22 protein-coding genes are annotated in these 25,806 nt (G+C 63.3%); 13 read left to right on the top strand and 9 right to left on the bottom strand.

Going from position 1 to position 25,806, the window contains the following annotated elements; genetic code table 11:
- Positions 1-80: 80 nt before the first annotated feature.
- The 4 genes from ACS0OT_RS15755 (at position 81) to ACS0OT_RS15740 (ending at position 3,631) form a co-directional block, all read left to right on the top strand.
- Positions 81-542, top strand: coding sequence for a hypothetical protein (locus ACS0OT_RS15755; RefSeq protein ID WP_065178936.1), 462 nt, complete (start codon positions 81-83; stop codon positions 540-542).
- 162 nt (positions 543-704) lie between these two features.
- A complete protein-coding gene (locus ACS0OT_RS15750; protein WP_005410804.1) occupies positions 705-1,382 on the top strand; it encodes a response regulator transcription factor in 678 nt (225 codons plus the stop codon).
- Positions 1,345-2,715 carry a sensor histidine kinase gene (locus ACS0OT_RS15745; protein WP_061479297.1) on the top strand — a complete coding sequence of 457 codons (1,371 nt, stop codon included), beginning with the start codon at positions 1,345-1,347 and terminating at the stop codon, positions 2,713-2,715. The genes ACS0OT_RS15750 and ACS0OT_RS15745 overlap by 38 nt, the downstream gene beginning before the upstream one ends.
- Positions 2,716-3,244: 529 nt before the next feature.
- A complete protein-coding gene (locus tag ACS0OT_RS15740; protein ID WP_279945997.1) occupies positions 3,245-3,631 on the top strand; it encodes a hypothetical protein in 387 nt (128 codons plus the stop codon).
- A 79-nt stretch (positions 3,632-3,710) separates the two neighbouring features.
- On the opposite strand, the gene coaE is transcribed toward ACS0OT_RS15740, so the two are convergent.
- From coaE to ACS0OT_RS15725, 3 genes are read right to left on the bottom strand one after another with little or no spacing between them, the layout of a single operon-like run.
- Positions 3,711-4,322 carry a dephospho-CoA kinase gene (gene coaE, locus ACS0OT_RS15735; RefSeq protein WP_329888997.1) on the bottom strand — a complete coding sequence of 204 codons (612 nt, stop codon included), beginning with the start codon at positions 4,320-4,322 and terminating at the stop codon, positions 3,711-3,713.
- Positions 4,323-4,333: 11 nt separating this feature from the next.
- Positions 4,334-5,197 (bottom strand): prepilin peptidase, encoded by an 864-nt coding sequence (locus tag ACS0OT_RS15730; RefSeq protein WP_065185263.1) that lies wholly within the window; start codon positions 5,195-5,197, stop codon positions 4,334-4,336.
- 7 nt (positions 5,198-5,204) lie between these two features.
- Positions 5,205-6,461, bottom strand: coding sequence for a type II secretion system F family protein (locus tag ACS0OT_RS15725; RefSeq protein ID WP_070490390.1), 1,257 nt, complete (start codon positions 6,459-6,461; stop codon positions 5,205-5,207).
- Positions 6,462-6,816: 355 nt separating this feature from the next.
- Here ACS0OT_RS15725 and ACS0OT_RS15720 point away from each other — a divergent pair, with 355 nt between their 5' ends.
- The 3 genes from ACS0OT_RS15720 (at position 6,817) to ACS0OT_RS15710 (ending at position 9,676) form a co-directional block, all read left to right on the top strand.
- Positions 6,817-7,251 (top strand): pilin, encoded by a 435-nt coding sequence (locus ACS0OT_RS15720; protein ID WP_070490391.1) that lies wholly within the window; start codon positions 6,817-6,819, stop codon positions 7,249-7,251.
- Positions 7,252-7,330: 79 nt separating this feature from the next.
- Positions 7,331-9,256, top strand: coding sequence for a hypothetical protein (locus ACS0OT_RS15715; RefSeq protein ID WP_442255886.1), 1,926 nt, complete (start codon positions 7,331-7,333; stop codon positions 9,254-9,256).
- Between the two features lie 3 nt (positions 9,257-9,259).
- Positions 9,260-9,676, top strand: a complete 417-nt coding sequence (locus tag ACS0OT_RS15710) for a pilin (protein WP_070490395.1) — start codon at positions 9,260-9,262, stop codon at positions 9,674-9,676.
- Positions 9,677-9,709: 33 nt separating this feature from the next.
- On the opposite strand, the gene ACS0OT_RS15705 is transcribed toward ACS0OT_RS15710, so the two are convergent.
- A complete protein-coding gene (locus tag ACS0OT_RS15705) occupies positions 9,710-10,813 on the bottom strand; it encodes a glycosyltransferase family 4 protein (protein ID WP_111202056.1) in 1,104 nt (367 codons plus the stop codon).
- A 157-nt stretch (positions 10,814-10,970) separates the two neighbouring features.
- Between ACS0OT_RS15705 and ACS0OT_RS15700 the strand changes: the two genes are divergently transcribed.
- A complete protein-coding gene (locus ACS0OT_RS15700; protein ID WP_164093147.1) occupies positions 10,971-11,783 on the top strand; it encodes an FkbM family methyltransferase in 813 nt (270 codons plus the stop codon).
- Positions 11,780-12,895: a glycosyltransferase gene (locus ACS0OT_RS15695; protein ID WP_111202054.1), complete on the top strand. Its 1,116-nt coding sequence runs from the start codon at positions 11,780-11,782 to the stop codon at positions 12,893-12,895. The genes ACS0OT_RS15700 and ACS0OT_RS15695 overlap by 4 nt, the downstream gene beginning before the upstream one ends.
- Here the strand turns inward: ACS0OT_RS15695 and ACS0OT_RS15690 are convergent.
- The 3 genes from ACS0OT_RS15690 to ACS0OT_RS15680 are packed head-to-tail and all read right to left on the bottom strand — an operon-like array spanning position 12,858 to position 16,196.
- Positions 12,858-14,054, bottom strand: a complete 1,197-nt coding sequence (locus tag ACS0OT_RS15690; protein WP_235643011.1) for a lipopolysaccharide biosynthesis protein — start codon at positions 14,052-14,054, stop codon at positions 12,858-12,860. The two genes, ACS0OT_RS15695 and ACS0OT_RS15690, sit on opposite strands and share 38 nt — an antisense overlap.
- Positions 14,055-14,097: 43 nt before the next feature.
- Entirely contained in the window at positions 14,098-15,312 is a 1,215-nt protein-coding gene (locus ACS0OT_RS15685; protein ID WP_219634362.1) for a glycosyltransferase family 4 protein, read from the bottom strand.
- A gap of 11 nt (positions 15,313-15,323) precedes the next feature.
- A complete protein-coding gene (locus tag ACS0OT_RS15680) occupies positions 15,324-16,196 on the bottom strand; it encodes a glycosyltransferase family 2 protein (protein ID WP_164093149.1) in 873 nt (290 codons plus the stop codon).
- Positions 16,197-16,558: 362 nt separating this feature from the next.
- Between ACS0OT_RS15680 and pilB the strand changes: the two genes are divergently transcribed.
- Positions 16,559-18,289, top strand: coding sequence for a type IV-A pilus assembly ATPase PilB (gene pilB, locus ACS0OT_RS15675; RefSeq protein WP_329888999.1), 1,731 nt, complete (start codon positions 16,559-16,561; stop codon positions 18,287-18,289).
- Between the two features lie 94 nt (positions 18,290-18,383).
- Here the strand turns inward: pilB and ACS0OT_RS15670 are convergent, their stop codons facing one another.
- Together ACS0OT_RS15670 and ACS0OT_RS15665 are read right to left on the bottom strand one after the other, a co-directional pair.
- The gene (locus ACS0OT_RS15670; protein WP_072167645.1) at positions 18,384-19,757 is read right to left on the bottom strand and encodes a sigma-54-dependent transcriptional regulator; all 1,374 of its coding nucleotides are present in this window, start codon (positions 19,755-19,757) and stop codon (positions 18,384-18,386) included.
- Positions 19,758-19,817: 60 nt separating this feature from the next.
- Positions 19,818-21,431 (bottom strand): sensor histidine kinase, encoded by a 1,614-nt coding sequence (locus tag ACS0OT_RS15665; RefSeq protein WP_061480577.1) that lies wholly within the window; start codon positions 21,429-21,431, stop codon positions 19,818-19,820.
- A 408-nt stretch (positions 21,432-21,839) separates the two neighbouring features.
- Here ACS0OT_RS15665 and sucC point away from each other — a divergent pair, with 408 nt between their 5' ends.
- The 3 genes from sucC to ACS0OT_RS15650 all read left to right on the top strand — a co-directional run bounded on the left by sucC (position 21,840) and on the right by ACS0OT_RS15650 (position 25,724).
- On the top strand, positions 21,840-23,009 hold the full coding sequence (gene sucC, locus ACS0OT_RS15660) for an ADP-forming succinate--CoA ligase subunit beta (RefSeq protein ID WP_005418614.1): 1,170 nt from the start codon (positions 21,840-21,842) through the stop codon (positions 23,007-23,009).
- A 24-nt stretch (positions 23,010-23,033) separates the two neighbouring features.
- Positions 23,034-23,909: a succinate--CoA ligase subunit alpha gene (gene sucD / locus ACS0OT_RS15655; RefSeq protein ID WP_005418610.1), complete on the top strand. Its 876-nt coding sequence runs from the start codon at positions 23,034-23,036 to the stop codon at positions 23,907-23,909.
- Positions 23,910-24,089: 180 nt separating this feature from the next.
- On the top strand, positions 24,090-25,724 hold the full coding sequence (locus ACS0OT_RS15650) for an NAD+ synthase (RefSeq protein WP_262090270.1): 1,635 nt from the start codon (positions 24,090-24,092) through the stop codon (positions 25,722-25,724).
- Positions 25,725-25,806 lie beyond the last annotated feature (82 nt).

Below are 25,806 nucleotides of genomic sequence, written 5' to 3'. Positions count from 1 at the left end.
CCCTGCCGTGCGTCCCTTGTGGACGCATCGGCGCAACCGTAAAGTCGAGACCCTATTCATGGACGAACATGGAGCTCGTCATGTACCGCACCACTATGCTCGCCCTGATGCTGTCGCTCGGCCTGGTGGCCACCGTGCAGGCCAAGGCGCAGAAGGACACCGTGCAGATGGATTCTTTCACCCCGGTATCCGAGCAGATCCGCCGCGTTGAAACGGCCATGGGCAGCGAGGACTACAGCGAGATCGGGCTGGAGGACAAGAGCCGCGTGCAGCAGGCGCTGAACCGGATCCGGATCAAGATGAATGGCCGCGAGAAGTTGGATGAGCTGGCCCCGCAGGAGCGCAACGACCTGTTCAACGAGCAGGAGATCGTCAACACCATCATGACCCGCGCCCAGGCCGACAGCCGCATGATCTGCCGCCGCGAGCGCCTGACCGGCAGCAACATGCCGACCAGCGTCTGCCTGACCGTGGCCCAGCGTCGCAAAGCCCAGGAAGAGAGCCGCCGGGCGCTGACCGACCAGCAGCGCATCAGCCGCTGAGCGCTCGCCCCGGGGGCGTTTGCCGGTGTCGTCCCTCCGGTACGAAATGTTAAGAATGGAACCTGTATCGTTCAGCAGGTAGACGTCGCGTCCACCCGCACAGGGGCATCCTGAGCAGGTGGGCCTGGCCCCCCGACGACCCTTCAAGAACCAGAGGTCCCAGTGCGCATTCTCGTAATCGAAGACAACAGCGACATCGCCGCCAACCTTGGCGACTACCTTGAGGATCGTGGCCACACCGTGGACTTCGCCGCCGACGGCGTGACCGGCCTGCACCTGGCGGTGGTCCACGAGTTCGACGCCATCGTTCTGGACCTGAACCTGCCGGGCATGGACGGCATTGAAGTCTGCCGCAAGCTGCGCAACGAAGCGCGCAAGCAGACCCCCGTACTGATGCTGACCGCCCGCGACTCGCTGGACAACAAGCTGGCCGGTTTCGATTCCGGCGCCGACGACTACCTGATCAAGCCGTTCGCGCTGCAGGAAGTGGAAGTGCGCTTGAACGCTTTGTCGCGCCGCGGCAAGGGCGTGCAGACCCGCGTGCTGGAAACCGGCGATCTGGAATACAACCTGGACACGCTGGAAGTGCGTCGCCAGGGCAAGCTGCTGCAGCTCAACCCGACCGCGCTGAAGATTCTGCAGGCCCTGATGGAGGCCGCGCCGGCCGTGGTCACCCGCCAGGAGTTGGAAACCCGCGTGTGGGGCGAGGAGCTGCCCGACTCGGATTCGCTGCGTGTCCACATCCACGGCCTGCGTGCGGTGGTCGACAAGCCGTTTGAAGTGCCGCTGATCCAGACCCGCCATGGCATCGGATACCGCATCGCCACCCCGGAAGCCTGATTCCGTGGCAACCAAGGGGGAGCGCCGGCGTTCGCCGTATCGGCGGCGCCTGCGCAGCCGCATCATCGTCTCGTTCGTGTTGTTGGGCTTCTGCCTGACGACACTGTTCGCGTTTGCCACCAACTGGGCCCGCATGCGCGTGGAAAACCAGCTGGTGGAAGACGTGATGAACCGCAACATCAACGAGTACGTGCGGCGGTTCTACGAGAGCCCGGATCGCAACCCCGATCTGCCCGTGCAGCAGATGCGCGCGCGCCTCGTCAAACCCGACAAGTTCGAGGCGTTGCGCGAGGAAGAGCCGGACTGGGCTGCGCTGCCCGATGGCAATCACAACATCTCTGGCGTGGACGAGCGCGGGCAACCGTATGCGTACAAGCTGGCCGTGCGCAAAACACCCGACGCCTGGGCATTCCTGGCCTACGACATGACCGACAGCGTGCGCGGTGGGCAGCAGCTCAACCGCGCGCTGGTGCTGTCGGTGCTGGTGTTCAGCCTGCTGTCGCTGGTGCTGGGCTGGTGGTCGGCCTCGAAGGTGATGAAGCCGGTCTCGGACCTGGCCGCGCGGTTGCGCGCCTATCGCGGCGGCACCAGCGAGCCCGAGCCGCTGGCGCCACGTTTCCCCGATGACGAAGTGGGGCAACTGGCGCAGGCGCTGGATGATTATTCGTCGCGGCTGACCGAAGTGGTGCAGCGCGACCGTGAGTTCAACGCCGACGTCAGCCACGAGTTGCGCACGCCGCTGGCGGTGATACGTGGCGCCACCGAGCTGCTGCTGACCCGGCCCGGCCTGGATGAGAAGGTGCTGCAGCGTCTGCAGCGCATCCAGCGTGCCGAACAGCAGTGCAGCGACCTGATCGGCGCGCTGCTGCTGCTGTCGCGCAACGAACGAGGGCAGGGCACCAGCAACGTCGCGCGCGTAGCCGAACAGCTGCTGGATGCCCACCGCGCACAGCTGGGCGGCAAGCCATTGGAACTGGCACTGGAAGGCGAGCGCAACCTGGTGATCGATGCGCCGGAAGCCGCATTGTCGGTGGCGCTGGGCAACTTGATCGGCAACGCGGTGAAGTACTCGCAGGATGGTGAGGTGCGCGTCTTTGTCGGCAGCAATTCGGTGTCGGTAACCGACAGCGGACCGGGCCTGAGCGAAGAGGATGCCGCCAAGCTGTTCCAGCGCGGCTATCGCGGCACGCACGCCGGCCATTCGCAGGGCGGTGGTATCGGCCTGTCGATCGTCAGCCGCCTGTGCGATCTGTATGGCTGGCAGGTGAGCGTGCGCCCCGGTGGCGAGCGCGGCGTGATCGCCACCCTGACGTTCTCGCCGAAGCCGTTGTAAGGGCCTCTGCTTTGGTGGGTGCCGACCTTGGTCGGCAATGGCTCTGCTTTGGTAGGTGCCGACCTTGGTCGGCACGAATCCGGCCGGCGCCGTATAGCGCCCAGTGTCGCTTGTGCCACCGAATCCCCCCCGCAGGAACCCAGGGCCAGAAGCCCAACACGACATCACCGTGATCGCCGCCACGCCGCGCGCGTGTCCGCATGCACGCATTCGTGCACCCAACTGCGGCTTGAGAATTTCCTTACAGATCACAGCGCTGCGTGATGGCCAGATGGGGCGGCCGGGGCAGGTGCCCTGGCCGGGATTGGCGTCCTGAAAAAAACCTTCAACTCAAGCGCTCCGGGTGTGCTGCGGCTCATCATGGAAAATGCATCGGCTGCCTTGTTTCGGCGGATGGTGCGTGGGGATTCATCAGAATCCGCTGGAGTCTTTTTCCTCGCGCTTGAGTTGTTGGGTCTCCGGTACGCCAACCCGCACCGTCCGCCACCTTGCATCCGCGGGTGGCCCGCCGTCTGCGAGGAGATTCACTATGTCCGCACGCCCCTTGTTCCCCCAGCTGCACGCCCTGATCGGCGAAGCCGCCGACCTGCTGCCCGCCGACATCGCCGAGCGCATCGAGACCCTGCTCGATGATCCCAGGGATCTGCTGCCCGCGCTGCTGGCCCGCATGGACGGGCGCGATGCAGCCGACGGCCGACGGCTGGAAGCGGAGGGACTGAGCCCGGCACAGGCGGCCACCATGGCCGGCCTCAGTCGCACCCTGGCCGGCTTGAATGCACTCATGCAGGTGCTGCACGCCGCCGAAGCCGCCCGCGAGCAGGGCGGTGCCCACCAGCAGCTCAGCCCGGATGTCGTAGATGGATTGCTGCTTGGCGCACGAGAACTGGCCCGCTATGCCCGCCTGCAGCTGGAGTAGATCCACGCCATGCGTGGATGCGCCTCGGTAGTGCGTCGATTGGCTTCGGTAGTGCCGGCCGCTGGCCGGCAATCACGCCTCAGCCCCCAGCCAACCCCAGATACCGCGCATGCAGCGCTTCCACCTGCGCCTGCAGGTCCTCGGGATGTCCATCGTTGACCACCACATCATCGGCCAGTGCCAAGCGCTGCGCGCGGCTGGCCTGGGCGGCGATCATCTTGTCGGCCAGTGCGGCGTCGATGCCGTCGCGCTGCATCAGCCGGGCGTGCTGCACGGCTTCGGGTGCATCCACGAGCAATACCCGGTCCAGCCACGGGTAGGCTTGCCTGCCGCCGACCTCAGTCAGTAGCGGAATGGCGGCAATCGCGTACGGGCTGGTGGCCTGCTCGCACTGCTGTTGCATCAGAAGGCGGATGGCCGGATGGGTGATCGCTTCCAGTGCGGCCCGTTCGGCCGGATCGGCGAATACGTGGGCACGCAAGCGCGCCCGGTCAAGGCTGCCGTCCGTCAGCAGCATGTCGGCGCCGAAGCGCTCGGCGATGCGGCCCAGTGCAGGGCTGCCGACAGCAACCACCGCGCGGGCGGCCAGATCGGCGTCGGCCACCACGATGCCCAGCGCCTCGAAGCGCCGGGTCACCTCGCTCTTGCCGGCGGCAATGCCGCCGGTCAGGCCCACCACATACCGGCTCATGGGGATTCCCCTCAGCGCAGTCCGCTCAACACCAGGTACTGCTCCACCACGGGCGCGCCCCACATGAAGTACAGCCAGCCTGCGATGGCCAGGTAGGGGCCGAACGGAATGGGCGTGGCGCGGTCACGGCCCCGGGTGTACAGCCAGATCGAACCGATGATGGCACCCAGCACCGACGACAGCAGGATGATCGGCAGGATGCCCTTCAGCCCGCACCAGGCGCCGAGGGCGGCCAGCAGCTTGAAATCGCCGTGACCCATGCCTTCCTTGCCGGTCAGCTGCTTGAACAGCCACCAGACCATCCACAGCGACAGGTAACCCACCGCCGCGCCGACCAATGCAGGCTTGGCCGGCATGTAGAGGTTGTCGATGTTGCCTATCAGGCCCAGCCACATCAGGGGTAGGGTCAGCTGGTCGGGCAGCAGCTGGGTGCGCAGGTCGATGCCGGACAGGGCGATCAGGAAGCAGGTCAGCACGATGGCGCCGAAGCCCTGCCAGCCGAAGCCGAACTGCCAGACGCAGGCCAGCACCAGCACCGAGGTCAGGGCCTCGACCAGCGGATACTGCAGCGAGATCGGCGCCTTGCAGTGGCGGCACTTGCCGCCCTGGATGAGCCAGCTGAACAGCGGGATGTTCTCGTACCAGCTCAGCTTGTGCTTGCAGTGCGGGCAGTGCGAGGGCTCGACCACGATCCCCGGTGGTGGGGGCTCGTAGAAGTCCGGTTCCTCCAGGACCTCGCGCGCATCGCGCTTCCACTGCCACTCCAGCCGCTTGGGCAGGCGCAGGATGACGACGTTGAGGAAACTGCCCAGCAGCAGCCCCAGGGCGGCCGCGGCGGGGTAGCCGAGGCCGGGATGCTGGTCGAGAAATGCCATGTATGTGTCAGACCACCGATGCCAATTTGAAGATGGGTAGGTACATGCCAATGACCAGGCCACCGACGATGATACCAATGAACACCATGATCATCGGCTCGAGCAGGCTGCTCAGGGCGTCAACGGCATTGTTGACCTCCAGCTCATAGTACTCGGCCACCTTGAACAGCATGGCGTCCAGGGCGCCGGCCTCTTCGCCGATGCCGGTCATCTGGATGACCATGTGCGGGAACAGGGCGGTCTGCTTCATGGCCATGTTGACCGGGTAACCGACCGAGACGTCGTCGCGCATGCGCAGTACGGCATGCTCGTAAACCGTATTGCCGGTGGCGCCTGCCACGATACCCAAGGCTTCTACCAGCGGCACGCCGGCCTTGAAGGTCACAGCGGTGGTACGGGCAAAGCGTGCGATCGAGCTGTTATGCATGATCTGGCCAATGACTGGCACCTTCAGGATCAAGCGATCCATCCCGTGTTGCATCTTTGGCGAGCGCTTATAGGCCATGGTGAAGCCGACGATGCTGCCGATGACGACGATCGCGATCAGCCACCACCAAGAGACCATGAACCGGGATGCGGCTACGATCATCTGAGTAAAGGCAGGCAGATCGGCACCAAATCCCCTGAAAACGTCTTCAAACTGTGGAACCACCCAGATCAGCAGGATCGAGCTGACCAAGAGCGCCACCGCAATGACCATTGCAGGGTAAAACAGAGCCTTTTTGATCTTGCCCTTCAGGGCTTCGATGTTCTCTTTGTAGTTGGCCACGGTATCAAGCACCGTCTCCAATACACCGGCGCCTTCACCCGCACGCACTAGGTTGCGATAGAGCTCGTCGAACTGCACCGGATACTTGCTGATCGCCTCATGAAGGGACGATCCGCCTTCGATATCGGTGCGGATGCCGTCCACCATCTTCTTCATGCGTGGGTTCTTGTGCCCGCTGGCGATGATGTCCAGCGCTGAGACGATCGGCACACCGGACTTCATCATCGTCGCCATCTGACGGCTGAAGAAAGCAATGTCCTTCGGCGAAACCTTGCTGCCGGCTGCTCCGAACAGTGGCTTGGGCTTTGGCTTAACCATGCCCGGGGTGATGCCTTGGCGGCGCAGCTCGGCCCGCAGCAGGTTCGCGTTTTTCGCGGCCTGCTCCCCTTTCATCTTTACACCCCGCTTGTCGGTCCCCACCCAGACAAACGGCTGCAGGTCCGTGGTGCTGCGCGCCACGGGCTCCTTCTTGATCGCACTGCGACTGACAGACATATCGGCTCCCCAAGACCCGCCATCCCCAGGCGGGCGTCTAGTCGTCGATGGTAGCGGGTTCATGCCCGTATGGGCAGTTGCCAAGGGGCTCATGATGCGAATTCGTGCCGGGTGCCGACCAAAGGTGACGTACTGCGTCACATTGCCGCGTCCATCGCAGATTCGCACCCGGGGGGTTCCCATCCGTGAAATAGCTGCCATCATGGGCGCGGGGAAATCCAGGGGGAGGCGTGCCGGGGTTGGCACGCAACCTGCGTTGATCCACCCGCAGGGGGCAGGACCCGCTCAGCTGGCCACTGGTCAGACCGATCCTGACTTCTGAAATCAACCACCACTTATCTTGGGGATGTACCAAATGAAGAACCAGAAGGGCTTCACCCTTATCGAACTGATGATCGTTGTTGCGATCATCGCCATCCTGGCTGCCATTGCGCTGCCGGCTTACCAGGACTATGTGGCACGCTCGCAGGTTTCCGAAGCGATGACCCTGAGCTCGGGCGCCAAGACCGCTGTTACCGAGTACTACGCCGACAAGGGCGCCTTCCCGACCACCAATGCCTTGGCTGGCCTGGCTGGCGCCTCGTCGATCAGCGGCAAGTACGTGACCAGCGTGACTGTTGGCACCGGTGGTGCAATTACCGCAATGATGAAGGGCTCGGGTTCGGTTAGCTCCAAGGTTGCAGGCAAGACCTTCGTGCTGACTCCGGCTGATGCGGGCGGCTCGATCACCTGGGATTGCAAGAGCTCCGGTACCATCGACGCCAAGTACCGTCCGTCGTCCTGCCGCTAATCGCGCAGACGGCATAGCGGTATCGGGAAAGGGCCGCTCTGCGGCCCTTTCTTTTTTGGGGCAAGGGGAGTTCTATTCGATGCGAAGTGTGCCTGCGCAGCGACTGCTGCCCCTGGCGGGTCTTGTCCTGCTGGCGTTGCTGGGAGTGGGCGTCTATTGGAATGGCTTGAATGGGGGGTTCATATTTGATGACTTTCCAAATCTGGTGGACGATCCTGATTGGCGCCTGACCTCGCTGGACTTTACTTCCATAGCGCAGGTCATGGGTAACGGGGTCACGGGCGACGTGGGCCGCCCATTGGCGCTGCTCAGTTTCGGCCTCAACTACTACTTTACCGGCTTGGCGCCTTGGCCGATGAAGGTGACGGGCTTGGCTCTGCACCTCCTGAATTCAATGCTGGTATTTGCTCTGGCGTCCGGGCTGATCGGGCGAGTGCTCAGCATGTCGTCGTCACAGGTGCGCTTGACGGCCTTCATGGTCGCCACCGCATGGATGGTTCATCCATTGCAGGTGTCTACCGTTCTTTACGTTGTGCAACGCATGGAGATGGGAGGAGCGACGGGTGCCCTGATCGCACTTCTCTGTTATCTCAAGGCGCGCAGCAGCGTTCCGTGTTCCCGGGCAGCGTTGTTCTGGTGGTGCGGTGCTGTAGTCGGAGCCGGGATTGGCCTTGCCTTCAAAGAGACCGCGATACTGATCCCGGTTTACACACTGCTGATTGAGGTGTTTCTCCTCAAATTCCGGAATCCGGATGGAACGCGCGCCCGTGCACTGTCCGTTCTGTATGCTTTTGGGGCCACAGGGGCGGCGCTGTTGTACTTTGCAGTGATTCTGCCTGGCGCCCTGGTGCCGGAGCGCTACTCCGCACGTGATTTCAGCTTGGCAGGCCGGTTGTATTCGCAGCCGGCGATTTTGTTGAACTACCTTCAGCAGATCATGCTTCCCTGGCCTGAGTCGTTGAAGTTCTATTACGACAATGCGCAGGTCCCCCCATCCTGGCGTTCAACTGTTTTCATTGTCCCGATGCTGGCGCTGGTCGCGCTGCTGACAGCGGCCTGGGGGCTGCGCAAGCGCTGGCCCCTGACGGCACTTGGCATCGGATGGTTCTTTGCCAGCCATTTGCTGACCAGTAACGTTGTGCCGCTGGAGTTGGCTTTCGAGCATCGGAATTACCTGGCAATCGCGGGTGTCGCTCTTGCTCTGGTGCAACCACTGGGGGCGCTGATGCAAAGGTGGACCGTTGAGGCACGCCGTACGGTAGGGGGAGTCCTGCTACTTTTTGTTGCGGCCATGGGGTGGATCCAGGTGCAGACGTGGGCAGATCCGATGCGCCTTGCTCTCACGTTGTCCAACCGTAATCCTGATTCTTCGCGGGCCGGTTATGAACTTGGACGAGCACTGCTGGCATCGGCCCCTGCCGATCCTGCTTCCCCGGCCTGGGCCCTGGCTGAGAAGGAGTTCACACATGCGGCCTCATTGCCCGGCAGTTCGCCACTTCCCGAGCAGGCACTGATCATTCTCAAGTCGAATCAAGGGCGGGCGCAGCTCCCGGAGGTATGGGCGGCACTTGAGCGGAAGATATCCAGGCGGTCATTGGGACCACAGGAAGTCGGGGCGCTTGAAGCGATCGTTGCATGCCGGGTTGAGGGGGGGTGCAGGCCAGCTGAAGAGCAGGTGCTGTTTGCTCTGTTGTCGACCGCAACTGCAGAGAATCCCCGCTCGTCGAGGGTCCGGGTGGTGTTCTCGAACTACGCCTTCAACGTAATGAGGGACCCGGATCTAGCGATGAGGCTCATTCGTGAGGCCGTGCAAATCTCACCGAAAGACCTGGGATGTCGGCTGTGGCTGTTGAGGATGGGGTTGGCATCGAACTTGCTTCAGGTCAGTGAGGCTAGGCAAGGATTGGGGATCCTGCGAGCCGTCAATCATCGCCATGCATATGACCGGGACATTGAGGGCCTGGAGCATTGGCTGGTGGCGAGCCGACAAACAACAGGGGAGTAGTACATGAATCAGCGTGGATTTTCCTTGATCGAACTCATGATCGTGGTCGCTATCATCGCCATTCTGGCGGCAATTGCGCTGCCGGCCTACCAGGACTATGTTGCTCGAGGACAGGTAGCTGAGGGGCTCTCGTTGTCGACCGGGGCCAAGGAGGCAATAGCCACCTACTACTCCGACCATGGGCAGTTTCCTGCCGACAATCGCGCCGCGGGCATGGCTGCTCCAGGGTCGGTATCCGGAAAATTCGTCCGATCGGTGACCGTTGACGGTACCGGATCGATCTCGGTTGCCTTTGCTTCTTCGGCCAGCGCGAAGGTCGCCGGACAGACACTAGTTCTTACCGCGAGCGATACCAACGGGGCGGTGAACTGGTCTTGTGGAGGGTTGGACGCCCGGTATGTGCCCACATCCTGTCGCTAGACGACAGTCCGGTCCCGGGGCTTGAACGAGAGTTCAGGGGTGATTTGAGCGTGTCGCCTCTAGAAGAAGCGCTTCCATCTGAATGGCTCGCTCTTCCCAGTCGAAGGCCCTCAGGGCGGTATTGGAAAGCGGCATCTGAAGCTGAAGATCGATGGATTCTACGAGATCATTGATGTCGCCGGGGGCGTATGCGCGTATTGCGCCCCCGCCGATCCGTCGTGTGTCACCAACGTCTGAGGCGACGATCGGCACATCACAGGCAATCGATTCCGCTAGCTTCAATGGGTAGCAGAATCGCCCAAACCCTGAATTTCGATTGCAGACTACTGATACATCGAGTGAATTGATTAGTAACGGGACCTGCTTCCAGCCGATGACGCCGAAATCGATGATCCTGGGATGTGGGTAGCGGCGAAGGGTGGCATCCCTGGGGCCGGCAATGACGAGGTGGATGTCGGGGTGGCGCTCTGAAAGTGCCTGGAATGCTCGGAATAGATCTTCAATCCCCCTGCTTTGATCGAGGGCGCCGGCACAGCCAATCAGGCGAGCCTTCACGGGAAGACCAAGCATCTCCCTGCTGACACGTTTGTCGATCGGATGAAACAGATCCCGGCGGACCCCGTTGCCAATGACATGTACTGGAACAGGTGTTGAAAGGGTGGATTTCACGTGATCAGCCAGGGCATGTGTTACTGCGCTGATTGCCTTTGAGCCCGCACATGCGCGACGGAACGCGGCGCGCATGCCTGGGATCCGGCTGAGTCCGAAAGATTCGTAATTGTCGTAGAGATCTGCAACGTGAGGAGTATGGATGTGCTTCGCCAAGCTTGCACCGAGCACGGTGCATGGCGCATCAGAGCTTGTCAGGAGGACATCGATAGGGTGCTGCTGGTGAAGTCGCCTGATTGCACGTTCTAACTGGATGGTCTCGAGTGAAAGAGCGTTGATGGAACGCCATTGAACCCCTGCCGCAGACAGGAAATTCCCGGAATCTCGATGCCGATAGCTCAGTGCGATTCCGCTGATGGCATGCCCACGGCGTGCAAGTGCTTCCGGGATCTCCCAGAGTCGACCGTAGCGGTCGTCGATAAGGTCGCGTCCGGTGTACTGCCGTTTGCAGAGCATGAGGACATGCATGGACGGACCTGTATGGAAAATCAGATGGGTAGTGCATCATCATGGGCTAGTTGAAGGTGGAAAGTCACCTACGGGGTGGGGCATGGGAGTTGCAACAGCGCTAAGACAGGTGGGTAATCATCTGCGCCTTGGGGAGCAGCCGGGCTGGGTGCAGAGCATGCTGCGCCGCCTGTTCCGTCACGCCCAGGGGCGGCAGACCATATGCGACTTCGATGGCCGGTTCATGATGACCCTCGATCTGGCCGAACATATGCAGCGTCGCATGTTTTGGATGGGCTACTACAACCTTCGCCTCGTCTCCCTCCTCGACCATCTACTCGAGCAGGGCATGACCGTGGTCGATGTGGGAGCCAATATCGGGGAGATTAGCCTGGTCTGCGCGAATCGAGTGGGCAGTGGGGGCCATGTCGTCGCACTGGAGCCGATAGCCGGGATTGCTGACGAATTGCGATTGAATATAAGGCGCAATGGGCTACAGGGGGTAGTGCATGTCCATCAGCAGGGCTTGGCGGGAAAAATTGGCCGGCAGGCGATCTATGCGTCCTGCGGGCAGCATGATGTGAATGAAGTTCATCAGGGACTGGGAAGCCTGCATGGAACCGAGGGCGTCGACAATCGCATTGGAGTGGTCGACATCACAACGTTGGACGAACTCGCACGGCGTATTGGCCTGTCGCGGTTGGATTTTTTGAAAGTCGACATTGAAGGCGGTGAGTTGCCCTGCCTGGAAGGTGGCATCGAAACGCTACGACGCTTCCTGCCGGTAATTGCAGTGGAAGTACAGGAGCGCTCCAGCCTGGCGGCTGGGTACCATAGTCGGCAGATTCTGGAGCTGTTATCACCATTGGGCTACCGCTTCTATCGCCTGGAGACGAGGCGGCGGCTGGTTCGAATCGATGTTCAGGATCTGCGGGACTATCAGGATGTGATCTGCTTCGCAGGGCCGGTTCGAGCCTTGGAGGTTGCATGATCTGGCTACTGGCTAGTCGCTGGGAAGCCGGGGGGCTGGAGCGTGTGCAGTTGAACCTCGCCCGTGGCTTCAAGGAGAGAACGTGCTCGGTGAGCATCATTGCTGGGCGTGATCTGAATGGGCCGGGTGATAACGGTGAAGTAACCTTCATCGCTCCGCGCGGGGCCTGGCAGATGCTCCTTGGATTGCCTTGGCGCATCCGGCGAGAGCGACCACACGTCGTGGTCACCACCTCCAACGACATTGCGGTATGGATCACCTTCTGGCGCCGCATTCTTTATCCCTCGACGGCAGTCGTTGTGGCTCAGCATCTTTCACTGTCAGGGCCAAGACGGCGGGCTCGTGGGTTCGTCAGAGCCAAACTGGAGTTGATTCGCTGGGCGATGCGGGTCACGCTGACGCGATCCCAAGGGCTGGTTGCTGTTTCTGCCGCGTTGGCGGCAGATATGGCGTCTGAGCTGAACCTTCCTTATTCCAGCATACGAGTGATCCACAATCCGTTGGTTCGTATGGATGAGATGCAGGAAAATCTCATATCGCAGGCGTGGCCCTTCCCGGATGATGATGTGCCAGTTTTTATCTATGCAGGGCGCCTTTCATCGGAGAAACGCCTCGATCTTCTTTGGGAGGCATTCCAGCTAGTGCGAGCCACGCATCTGGCTCGTTTGCTCATATTGGGGCAAGGGCCAGAAGGTGTGCGCGTGGCCCAGTGGATTGAGGGGAGCAGCATTCAGGGTGACTGCGCGCTGCCGGGGCGGGTGGAGGATGCGCTTCCCTGGATGGCCCGAAGCACAGCGCTGGTGCTGCCATCAGACTACGAAGGGTTTGGCAATGTCCTGGTCGAGGCCATGAGCTGCGGAGTGCAGGTGATTGCTACCGATTGCCCGCACGGCCCTTCGGAAGTCCTGGGAGGCGGCCAGTTTGGTCAATTGGTGCCAGTGGGGGACGCCCGTGCATTGGCTCATGCCATGCGGAATGTGCTGGATGGAAAGCTGCGGGTGGCGGTTGAAACTCTCCGCGAACGGAGCAAAGCGTTCTCCATCGACGTAGCCTGTGCGGCGTATCTGGAGATATTCAACTCGGCAAGTGAGCGACTTCAGGGCCAGAACTGAAAATTACCGTCAACCATGCGGCCGCCGCCATCAGTGTTTCGGCGAGGATGATCATCCAGACCGCTCCCAACAGGCCGTGTGCAGGAATCCAGGCTGCAGCGATCAAAGCCATTATTATCAGCCCGAGAGTCTCGATGACGAACCGGTACATTTTCATGCCGCGTCCAATCAGGATATGACAGGCGATCTGGCGCAGGCTGTAACCAATAATGAACAGGCCCATCCATCGTAGGCCCGGAATTGCGGCAGCGAACTCCATGCCGAGCAGCGAAGGCAAGACGCCGGCGGCACACCACAGCACGAGGCTCCCCAACATTCCATACCCTGTCGCGGCCAGGATCATCGCAACTATCAGGTGCCGATACTGGGGGGATACTCGTTGCGCCCGGAACAGGCGCGGCATCGCGGACATGACCATTGCATCCAGTGGCATGGCAATCACCGCCGCGATGCGATAGCACGCAGCGTACAAACCGGCTATCTCGCTTCCACCTGCGTGCAGGACGAACGATTTGTCCACGGTGGTAACGGCGACGGCGGAACTCCATGCGGCGGCGTGTCCCGTGCCATGCGCCAGATCACTGCTTCCGATCTGCATTTTCGCTGGGCCGGGGCGCAATATTCTGCGTACCAGTACTAGGGCCAGCGCCGCGCTGCATGCCGAAGAGGTCAGATGCAGCATCAGATAGACCGTCAGATCGTGGTCGACCGGTAGAAGACCGAAGATGCAGATCGCCGCAAGCCTCATGGCTGCGTTCAATGCGGGAAGGCCAGCCGCCCAGCCCAGGCGATCATTGGCTGAGAAGGCAAATGCGGCATTGGTGACGATAGGGAATGCAATGATTTCCGAAATCGCGACAAGGCTGAGTGCGGGCCACGGCATTAGGCCTGCGGCCAATAGCGAGAATGTCAGGGAAAGCGGGGCTGCGCTCACGGCGCAGAGTAGAAGGCTCTGCTTCCAGTAGCGGGGAAACTGCGTGTGGTCGGCAATGCTGTACTGATACATCAGCATGCCGCCGCCGAGCCCAACCAAACCGGCGAGAGCGGAGGCAGTGCCAACCGTGCCGGAGAACAGGCCGTAGTTGGTTGCCCCCAAAACGCGAGCGCCGAGGATGATCCATGCAGCCAAGCACGCCATCCGCATGCCCTGCCAGAACATCACCAGGATCGAGGTCCTAGCAAGGTTGCCAAGGCGCGGTAGCCTAGCGGACATTCTGGGGCTCCATGATGGCGCGTAGTTGCTTCGCATAGTCTGCGGCGACTTGCGAATGGTCGAAGCGAGCTACCAGCTCAGGTCGTTGTGCGTGCGCCCACGCTTGCGCCTGTTCCGGTGCACTCAGCAGTTCGATGAGTACGCTTGCAAGCGAAGCTGAGGATCGTTGCGTGGCCAGATAGCGAGGCGGGCCTGCTGGAAATGCATCACGTACTGCCGGCACGTCCGTGGTCACGACCGGGCAGCCGCAACCGAGAGCTTCCACAGTAACCAATCCAAGCCCTTCCTGATCTCCGTTGCGGGCCTCGACGAAGGGAGCGACGAGCGTAGTCGCACGTTGGTAGTAGGCGGGAAGCGCGTTCTGTGTCACCGGACCGACGAAACGGACGTGCTTTTGCAGACCTAATGCTGCCACCTGAGCTTCCCGTTCTGGTAGTTCCGGCCCGTGTCCGATGATGGTGAGGAAAACCTGGGAATGACGAGCCAGAACGAGTGGCAAAGCATCAATCAGGTACGTCAATCCCTTCTTCTCGACCAGTCGTCCGACGAACAGCAGTTCGTTACGTGCCCGCTTCACTGGGGAGGGGACAAAGCGGTGTTGAAGGTCCACGCCCATTGGCGAAACCGCCAAGGGAAGGTTCGCCGCTAATGCGCGAAAGGGTGCCACCATCGCCTGACTGACGACGCTGGCCGCTTGTGCGCGAGCTAGGGAGAATCGTTTCACGGCCGAGAGAAGCCGTCCCTTCAGAGAGAAGAGATCTCCGCCATGAGATGTAATCAGCATCGGGGGGCGGAGGCGTCTTGGCAGCAGCGCGCTTGTGAGTCCCTGCGGAATGATCCAGTGTGCATGCAGCACTTCGTGACGATTTCGCCGCAGCTCGCGTTGCAATGCCCACCACTGACACAGCAGGAACGTGGGCAACAGTGCAAGCATCCAAGGGCGGCGGCGCAAGTTGGAGGTGATGCCACCACCATTGACAAGTTGCTCCATGCCTTCCGGCGCGTAGCGATAGCGAATGACCTGTACACCGTCCAGTTTCTCTTGGGTGGCGGCGCCAGGAGCGTGAGGACATAGCACAGTGACCCGGAAATCACCGGTCAGATGCCGGCTGAGGGCGTGCACGAACCCAGGCTCGGTGTCTCCTTCCCACCGCGGATAGGTGGACGCCACGACCAGCAGCCCCGGAAGAGAGGCGGTCTGCATGCCTCCCTCAGTCACTCGGTTGAGTCCTTCCGCGATGCAAGGTAGGTAAGGCCGGTGATCTGCTCCGATACCAAACCGATAAGGAAGATGATCACCGATGCGCTGAACAGCAGTGTGCTCATATTGGTGAAGCGATGCATGGTCGCGAATGTATACCCGTAGTAACCCAAGCCCAGAAGGAAGAAGGCCAGCGCCACGGGCGCGAACAGCTTCAGGGGAGAGTACAAGGTGGCAATCTTGAAGATGATCAGCAGGAAGCGGATTCCATCCTTGATCGGACGAATGTGGCTACCGTTCCCCACACGCTTCGCGACAGGAATGGGGACATAGGCAATAGGGTAGGCGCTTCGGAAGAATGCCATGGTGCTGGTCGTTGGGTAGCTAAATCCGTTAGGCAGCAAATGCAGGAACTCGCGGAAGCGTCGCGCGCGTACTGCACGGAAGCCCGAAGTCAGGTCCATTACTTTGAAGCCGGTCATATGGCTGGCCAGCCAGTTGTAGAATCGATTGGCAAGGCCGCGGTGAACATTGGCTTGGCCGCTGCTGTCGCGAGCGCCGACGACCATGTCGTAGCCTTCGGACAGCTTATCCAGCAATGCCCGGATGTGGGCTGGATCATGCTGCCCGTCGGCGTCCATGAATACCAGAATGTCTCCGCTGGCTGCACGCGCGCCACGTTTGATCGAGGCACCGTTGCCCATCGAATAGGGGCTGGAAAGCACCCGAACACCTTGTTCCCGCGCAATTGTTGCGGTGGCGTCGGTGGAGCCGTCATCGACTACGATGATCTCTGCAAGTGGGTACTGCAAACGAAGTTCCGGCAGCGTGCGAAGAAGGCCTTCGGCTTCATTCTTGGCCGGCAGGATGATGCTGAGCTGATTCAAAGTGTGTCCCCATTTTCCCCGGTGCAATGGTACTCCGCTGCGGTGCCTGAATGGGGCGGGGAAGGAGCGGAAGGAAAGGCATGGGTAAGATCTCCTCCAACCTGAAGTAGTCTGAGGAGCCGCTGCAGATGAAGGCGATGTGGAACATGTGACCAGAAGGGATGTTGGCGGACCGTTGACGGGGCTATCATCCCGGGGGGAGTCAGGATCGTGCCTGCCGGGCTGGGAGTGCCGGGCGAGGCAGTCATGCTGAAGGATTGGCGTCGTCGTCGGCCAGCGGGTCGCGGCAGGTTCTGCTGCCCTGTGCGGTGCCCCTGGAAGGCGCGCCGCACTGCCTGACCCATGATGAGCCAAGGATCCATATGAACGCCGTAACCACCGCCAATCTCGTCGGCATCACCGGCCTGGCCCGTCGCCTGGTCCAGGATGGTGCGCTGGACGAGGCTTCCGCCCGCGACGCGATGGCCAAGGCCGCTGCGGCCCGGCAGCCGCTGCCGACCTGGTTCGCGCAGAACAAGGTGGTCGGGCCGGCCCAGTTGGCGGCCGCCAATGCGGTCGAGTTCGGCATGCCGCTGTTCGACGTGTCCACGTTCGACGCCAGCCAGAACGCGATGAGCCTGGTCAGCGAGGAGCTGCTGCGCAAGCACAACGTGCTGCCGCTGTTCAAGCGCGGCGGCAAGCTGTTCGTGGGCACCAGCAACCCGACGCATTCGCTGGACGAGATCAAGTTCCACACCAACCTGGTGGTGGAGCCGATCCTGGTGGATGAAGACCAGATCCGCCGCACGCTCGAGCAGTGGCATGCCAGCCATGACACGCTGGGCGACGCGCTGGGCGGTGACGACGATGGCATTGGCAACCTGGATGTGTCCGGCGGTGACGAGGACATTTCCGGGGGCGGCGACGCCGGCATCGATGCCAAGGGCGATGACACCCCGGTGGTGAAGTTCGTCAACAAGGTGCTGGTGGACGCGATCCGCAAGGGCGCCTCGGACATCCACTTCGAGCCCTATGAAGATGACTACCGCGTGCGCCTGCGCATCGATGGCCTACTGAAGATGGTCGCGCGCGCGCCGGTGAAGCTGAACCAGCGCATCGCCGCGCGCCTGAAGGTGATGGCACAGCTGGACATCGCCGAGAAGCGCGTGCCGCAGGACGGACGCATCAAGCTCAACCTGTCCAAGACCAAGCAGATCGACTTCCGCGTGAGTACGCTGCCGACCCTGTTCGGCGAGAAGGTGGTGCTGCGTATCCTGGATGGCAGCGCGGCCAAGCTGGGCATCGACAAGCTGGGGTACGAGCCGGACCAGCAGAAGCTGTTCCTGGAAGCCATCCACAAGCCGTACGGCATGGTGCTGGTGACCGGCCCGACCGGTTCGGGTAAGACCGTGTCGCTGTACACCGCGCTGGGCATCCTCAACGACGAGACGCGCAACATCTCCACCGCCGAAGACCCGGTGGAAATCCGCCTGCCCGGTGTCAACCAGGTGCAGCAGAACAACAAGCGCGGCATGACCTTCGCCGCGGCACTGCGCTCGTTCCTGCGACAGGATCCGGACATCATCATGGTCGGCGAAATCCGCGACCTGGAAACGGCCGAGATCGCGATCAAGGCGGCGCAGACCGGCCACATGGTGCTGTCCACGCTGCACACCAACGATGCACCCCAGACCATCGCGCGCCTGATGAACATGGGCATCGCGCCGTACAACATCACCAGCTCGGTGACGCTGGTGATCGCCCAGCGCCTGGCGCGCCGGCTGTGCAGCAACTGCAAGCGCCCGGCCAATCTGCCCGAGCATGCGCTGCTGGCCGAAGGCTTCACCCAGGCGCAGCTGGACGCGGGTATCGAGCTGTATGAGGCGGTCGGCTGTGATGAGTGCACCGAGGGCTACAAGGGCCGTACCGGTATCTACCAGGTGATGCCGATGACCGACGAGATCGCCACGATCGTGTTGGCTGGCGGCAATGCGTTGCAGATTGCCGAGGCCGCACAGCAGATCGGGGTGAACGATCTGCGCCAGTCGGCGTTGAAGAAGGCCGCTGCGGGAATCACCAGCCTGGCCGAGATCAACCGCGTTACCAAGGATTGAGGTCGGTCCACGCCATGCGTGGATGCCGCGATGCATGAGGTTGCCGGCCAGCGGCCGGCACTACCCGTTGGTGGGCCCGCGTCGGGCCCTGTGCTTACTCCATCCCCAGCTTCTTCAGCTTGTAGCGCAGCGCGCGGAAGGTGATGCCCAGCTGCGCGGCGGTGCGGGTCTTGTTCCAGCGGTTTTCTTCCAGCGCGCGCTGGATGGCGCTGCGTTCGAGCTGTTCGATGTACGAGGGCAGGGCGGCGCTGCCGGGCTGTAGGTCCACCACGGCTTCGGCGTGTGCTGCGCTGCCGGGCGTGCGCGGGGCATGCTGCGGCAGGCGCAGGTCGTCGGCGCCGATGCGGTCTTCCTCGGCCAGGGCCAGCGCGCGTTCCAGGATGTTCTCCAGTTCGCGCACGTTGCCGGGGAAGGCGTACTGGGCCAGTGCGTCCAGTGCCGACGGCGCCAGCAACGGCGTCGGGCGGCCGTGGCTGCGGGCCAGCCGTGCCAGCACCGACGCGGCCAGTTCCGGCAGGTCCTGGCGACGCTCGCGCAGCGGCGGCACCCTCAGTTCGATCACGTTGATGCGGTAGTAGAGGTCGTGGCGGAAACGGCCGTCCTCGACCAGTTCGGCCAGGTCCTTGTGCGTGGCCGAGAGGATGCGCACGTCCACCGGCTCTTCGTTGGCCGCACCGACCGCGCGCACCGATTTTTCCTGGATCGCGCGCAGCAGCTTCACCTGCATCTGCAGGGGCAGCTCGGCCACTTCGTCCAGGAACAGGGTGCCGCCATGCGCGGCCTGGAACAGCCCGGGCTTGTCGGCGTGGGCGCCGCTGAAGCTGCCCTTGCGGTGGCCGAAGAATTCGCTCTCCATCAGCTCGCCGGGAATGGCGCCGCAGTTGACCGGCACGAACGGGCCGGCCGCGCGGGCACCCTGGGCATGGATGGTGCGCGCGACCAGCTCCTTGCCCACGCCGGATTCACCGAGGATGTAGACCGGCGCCTGGCTGCGCGCGACCTTGCCGATGGTGGTACGCAGCACGTCCATGGCCGGCGAGTCGCCAAGCAGGCGTGCGCCCTGTTCGGCGGCAGGGCCGGGCACCGGGCGCTCGGTGTTGTTGAGTTCCAGCGCGTGTTTGACCAGGCCACGCAGCACGGCGATGTCCACCGGCTTGCTGACGAAATCGAAGGCGCCGGCCTTCAGCGCTTCCACCGCCAGGTCCATGCTGCCAAAGGCAGTGATCATCGCCACCGGCGTGCGCGGGTAGTGCTGGGCGATCTCGCTGACCAGCTCGATACCGTTGCCGTCCGGCAGGCGCATGTCGGTGATGCACAGGTCGTACGGATTGCTGGCCAGCAGTTCGCGCGCTTCGGCAAGGTTGGCTGCGGTACTGATGCGCAGCCCCATGCGGCCGAGCGTCAGTACCAGCAGTTCGCGGATGTCGCGTTCGTCGTCGACGACGAGGGCGCTGCGGGTTTCGTTCATGGGCGTGAAAGATAAACGAGGGGGCTGGAAGCGACAAATGTTTGACGCACAGAATCGAGATCAGGTGGGCAACAGCGTATGCGGGCCGGGCAGCACCAGGCGGAAGCAGGAGCCTCCAGCGGGAACCGGGATGTAGTCCAGCCGCGCCTGGTTGGCCCGGCACAGCTCGCGGGCGATGTACAGACCCAGCCCGGTGCCATGCTCGGACGTGGTGAAGAACGGCCGGAACAACTGCGCGGCCACGCTCTCGGGAATACCGGGGCCGCGATCCATCACGTCGATGACCGCACTGCGCTCGTGCTGCGCCACGCGCAGGCGCACCCGCGCCGGTTGCTGGCCGATGCGCCCGTACTTGAGCGCGTTGTGCACCAGCACGGTCAGCACCTGGTAGAGGTGCTTGCTGTCGACCTGGGCCAGCACCGAGGTGTCGTTGATGATCGGCTCGATGCTGTCGGTCTCCAGCGTCTGCCCCTGCTTGTACTCCAGCACGAAGCGGCGCACGAAGGCGGCCAGGTCGACGTTTTCGGGCGTGGCGCGCTCGCGCCGGGCCAGGCCCAGCACGCTTTCGACGATGCCGTTGGTGCGCTGGCACTGCTGGCGGATGATCTGCAGCAGGCGGCGGTCGCTTTCGTTGAAGCCGGTGCCTTCCTCCAGCAGCTGCACCGCGTAGTTGATCGCGGCCAGCGGGTTGCGGATCTCGTGGGCGAGGCTGGCCGAGAAGCGTCCCATTGCTGACAGGGTGAGCGATTCGGCACGGCGCGAGACCACGCTGGAGTCGTCCAGGAACACCAGGGCCAGCTCGCTGCCGGCCAGCAGGCGCGCAAAGCGGGGCTGCACTTCGGGCTGGTCGGGGTTGAGCTGCAGCGGCAGTTCGTCCTGCGCCCAGCCGTTGCGCCAGCGCTGCAGGCGACGGGCCAGTTCCGGGGCGGCGCTGGCCAGGTCCAGGCGCCCGCTTTCGCCGCTGCCGTCGCTGTCACCGAGCAGCATCGAGGCGGCCTCGTTGGCCAGGGTGACGCGGTTGTCGGCGTCGACCACCAGCACGCCGGTACGCATGCGGCGGATGATCAGCTCGTTGATCTGGAACAGGTTGGCCACTTCGTCGCCGCGCTGGTTGGCCAGCTGCTGGTTGCGGCGCGCGCGGCTGCCGACCTGGTAACTGATGAAGGCCAGCGCCAGGTAGCTGGTGGCGAACATCGCCAGTTCGGCCAGGGTACGGGTGGGGTCGCCGCCTTCCAGCAGCTTCCAGGTGTATTCCACGCCGGTGGCGAGGCTGGCGGCCAGCGCCAGGCCCAGCCCCAGGCTGAGCGGCAGCAGGGTGGCGGCAGCGGCGATGTTGAACAGCAGCGACATCGAGATGCCGGCGCTGGCACCGGGCAGGGCATGCGACAACAGGGTGGCGGCGACGATGTCCACCAGCACGCCGCTGACCACGATCGGGCGCAGCCAGCGTTCGTTGCGGCCGATCACCAGGGCCAGCAGCGACAGCACCAGGTAGATGGCGGCGACGGTGTCGGCCAGCCGCGGGTGGTGGGCTTCGCCGACCATCGCCGACAGGGGGCTGTAGAGCAGGGCGGCGATGACCGAGGCGATCAGCACCCGGTACAGCGCGAAGAAATACAGCTCACGCCGCGGAATCGATTCGATGCGGTCGATCAATGAAGCACTGGGTGACACGCCGGAACTCCCCTTCTGGCTGCCTGGGTCTGGAATCTGCGGCGGGCCTGCCCGGCGTCCCCTGAGGCCGGGCGGGCACGTCGCTTCGATGTGGCCTGGGGTGGACGCGGCCGAGCAACCCCGACGCGACGCACCCTGGCTGACCAGTATAGGGCCCCCGGCAGGGCGCCGCCGGCGCGGTTCGGATCGCGCATTTGGCCCGGGATGGATACCGGTAGCCAGCGTGCGCCCGGGCGCAACTGCCTGAATGACGGCGGAAATCTGGCCGGGTCTGGCGTTTTGTACAGACTTCTTTGCGCCCCGGCGCCGGCTCGGCCACAATAGTGGGCCCGCCGCGGTCCGTGCCGGTGCCTCTTCCAGGGGGCCCTGAGGAATTGCGTGCGGTCGTTCCTATTCCCACGGTGACGCATGAATTTCCACGAATACCAGGCAAAACAACTGCTTGCCGAATACGGCATCCCGGTCCCGGCCGGCAAGGTCGCGGCGACCCCGGACGAGGCGGTTGAAGTCGCCCAGTCGCTGGGCCAGGGCCCCTGGATGGTCAAGGCGCAGATCCACGCTGGCGGCCGCGGCAAGGCTGGCGGCGTCAAGTTCTGCAAGACCGTCGACGACGTGAAGGCCGCAGCGGCCAAGATGCTCGGCACCAAGATGGCCACCTACCAGACCGCCGGCGTCGAGCTGCCGATCAACCTGGTGCTGGTGACCACCGCCGGTGAGATCGTCAAGGAGCTGTACCTGTCGGTCCTGGTGGATCGCGGCACCCGCACCATCAGCTACATCGCCTCTTCCGAAGGCGGCATGGAAATCGAGCAGGTCGCTGCCGAGACCCCGGACAAGATCCACACCCTGAACGTGGACTTCGTCGAGGGCGTGCAGGGTTACCACGGTCGTGACATCGGCTTCAAGATGGGGCTGACCGCCAAGCAGGCCGGCCAGTTCGCCAACATCATGGTGAACCTGTACCGCATCTTCAACGAGAAGGACCTGGCGCTGGTTGAGATCAACCCGCTGGCGATCCTGGACGACGGCAACCTGTACGCGCTGGACGGCAAGTTCAACAGCGACGACAACGCCAACTTCCGCCACAAGGAACTGGTCGCGATGCGCGACAAGTCCCAGGAAGATGAAACCGAAGTGACCGCTTCGGAGCTGGACATCAACTACGTCACCATGGACGGCAACATCGGCTGCATGGTGAACGGTGCCGGCCTGGCCATGGCCACCATGGACGTCATCAAGCTCAACGGCGGCGAGCCGGCGAACTTCCTCGACGTGGGCGGCGGTGCGAACAAGCAGCGCGTCATCGAAGCGTTCAAGCTGATCCTGTCCTCGGACAAGGTTGAAGGCATCTTCGTCAACATCTTCGGCGGCATCGTCCGCTGCGACATGATTGCCGAAGGCATCATCGCCGCCGTGAAGGAAGTGGGCGTCAAGGTTCCGGTCGTGGTGCGCCTGGAAGGCACCAACGTGGAAGAGGGCAAGCAGCTGCTGCGTGACAGCGGCATGGCCATCATCCCGGCTGACAACATCAACGACGGCGCCAAGAAGGTCGTTGAAGCGGTCAAGAACGCCGCCTGATCCACGACACCGAAGGAAATTCCCATGTCTGTTTTGATTAACAAGAACACCAAGGTGATCGTGCAGGGCTTCACCGGCCAGCAGGGCACCTTCCACGCCACTCAGATGATCGAGTACGGCACCCAGGTTGTTGGCGGCGTGACCCCGGGCAAGGGTGGCACCACCCACATCGACCTGCCGGTCTTCAACACCGTTGCCGACGCCGTGCAGAGCACCGGCGCCAACGCTTCGGTCATCTACGTGCCGCCGCCGTTCGCGGCCGACGCGATCCTGGAAGCTGCGGCTGCCGGCATCAAGGTCATCGTCTGCATCACCGAAGGCATCCCGGTGCTGGACATGCTGCGCGTGAAGAACGTGCTGACCCGTTCCTACCCGGACACCGTGCTGATCGGGCCGAACTGCCCGGGCGTCATCACCCCGGGCGAGTGCAAGATCGGCATCATGCCGGGCCACATCCACAAGCCGGGCAAGATCGGCATCGTGTCGCGTTCGGGCACCCTGACCTATGAAGCGGTCAAGCAGACCACCGAAGTCGGCCTGGGCCAGTCCACCTGCATCGGCATCGGCGGTGACCCGATCAACGGACTGAACTTCGTCGACTGCCTGAAGCTGTTCAACGAAGACCCGCAGACCGAAGGCATCATCATGGTCGGCGAGATCGGCGGTGACGCCGAAGAAGCCGGCGCCGAGTACATCAAGAACCACGTGAAGAAGCCGGTCGTCGGTTTCATCGCCGGTGCGTCGGCTCCGGCCGGCAAGCGCATGGGTCACGCGGGCGCGATCGCCTCGGGCGGCAAGGGCACCGCGGAAGGCAAGTTCGCCGCGATGGAAGCGGCTGGCGTGGTCACCGTCCGTTCGCCGGGCGACCTGGGCGCCGCCATCGCCAAGCTGGTGAAATAAGATCGACTGCCTCGCGCAGACGACGCTGTAGAGCCGGCCGCTGGCCGGCTGCCTGAAACAGAAGGGCCGCCTTTGGGCGGCCTTTCTGCGTCTGGCGTGCGGTCAGCCCCCTTTTGCCATGCAAAAGGGATCTGACCCCGGCGTTACAATGGAAGCATTGCAACCACAGGCTGGATTCCCATGGCTTCGATCCGCATCGCGATGGCGCAGTTCGACTTCCCGGTCGGCGACGTCGCCGGCAACACCGAGCGCATCATCGAGATGATCGGCCAGGCGCGCGATGAGTACGGCGCCGAGCTGGTGATGTTCCCCGAGCTGGCGGTGAGCGGCTACCCGCCGGAGGACCTGCTGCTGCGCCCGGGTTTCCTGTACGAGTGCGAGCAGGCGTTGACCCGCATCGCCACCGCCTGCCGTGGCATCACCGCCGTGGTCGGCTGGCCACAGGCGGCTGGCGCGGTGGTCTACAACGCTGCCAGCGTACTGCGTGACGGCCTGGTCGAGCAGACCTACCGCAAGCGCGAACTGCCCAACTACGCGGTCTTCGACGAGCGCCGCTACTTCGACGTCGATCCGGATGGTGGCAGCTGCGTGTTCGAGGTCAATGGCATTCCGGTCGGCCTGCTGATCTGCGAGGACCTGTGGTTCGCCGAGCCGCTGGCCGACACCATGCGCGCGGGTGCGCAGCTGGTGGTGGTGCCGAATGCTTCGCCCTACGAGCGTGGCAAGCATGCGCAGCGCGACGCCGTGCTGGCCGCGCGTACCCGCGAGAGCGGGGCGGCCATCGCTTACCTCAACGTGGTGGGCGGCCAGGATGCGCTGGTGTTCGACGGTGCTTCGGTGGTGGCGGATGGTGATGGCACGGTGCACCCGGCCGCTGCTGCCTTCGTCGACCAGTGGCTGGTGGTGGAGTATGACGGTGAGACCCGCCGCTTCATGCCGCATGTGTGGGTGGACGACGGCGACGAGAGCATGGACGCGCTGGCCTGGCGCGCGGTGACCCGTGGCATCCAGGACTATTGCCGCAAGAACGGTTTCAGGAAGGTGTGGCTGGGCCTGTCCGGTGGCATCGACTCGGCCCTGGTGCTGGCATTGGCCGTGGATGCGATGGGCGCGGAGAACGTGACCGCCGTGCGCCTGCCGTCGCGCTACACCGCCGGCCTGTCCAACGACCTGGCCGCCGAGCAGTGCCGGGCGCTGGGGGTGAAGCTTGAGGCTGTGTCGATCGAGCCGGCGTTCAAGGGCCTGATGGAATCGCTGGCGCCGATGTTCGAAGGCACCGCGCCGGACGTGACCGAAGAGAACCTGCAGTCGCGCAGCCGCGGCGTGATCCTGATGGCGCTGGCCAACAAGTTCGGTGGCCTGCTGCTGACCACCGGCAACAAGAGCGAGTACGCGGTCGGCTACGCCACCATCTACGGCGACATGTGCGGTGGCTATGCGCCACTGAAGGACCTGTACAAGACCGAAGTGTTCGGCCTGTCCAAGTGGCGCAATACCGTGGGCGGCGCACCGGTGATCCCGCCGGCGGTGATCAGCCGCCCGCCGTCGGCCGAGCTGCGCGAGAACCAGCTGGACCAGGACTCGTTGCCGGCCTATGACGTGCTGGACGGCATCCTCTACCGCTACATCGACCAGGAGCAGTCGCGCGGCGAGATCGTGGCCGCCGGCTACGACGCAGCCGTGGTCGACCGCGTGCTGCGCCTGGTGCGCATCAGCGAGTGGAAGCGGCACCAGGCCGCGCCGGGGCCGAAGGTCTCGCGCCGCGCGTTCGGCCGCGAGCGGCGCTACCCGATCAGTAACGGCTACAAGGGCTGAGGCAGCGCTTGGCGGGTCGTGCCGGCCGCTGGCCGGCAACCCCTTGGCCCCTCCCCGGTGGGTGCGGAGCTTGGTCCGCACG

This window comes from Stenotrophomonas maltophilia group sp. RY12688 (assembly GCF_052149045.1).
Classification (GTDB): domain Bacteria; phylum Pseudomonadota; class Gammaproteobacteria; order Xanthomonadales; family Xanthomonadaceae; genus Stenotrophomonas; species Stenotrophomonas sepilia.
The sequence above is the reverse complement of the archived record's forward strand: the minus strand, read 5'-3'. Positions and strand labels throughout refer to the sequence as shown.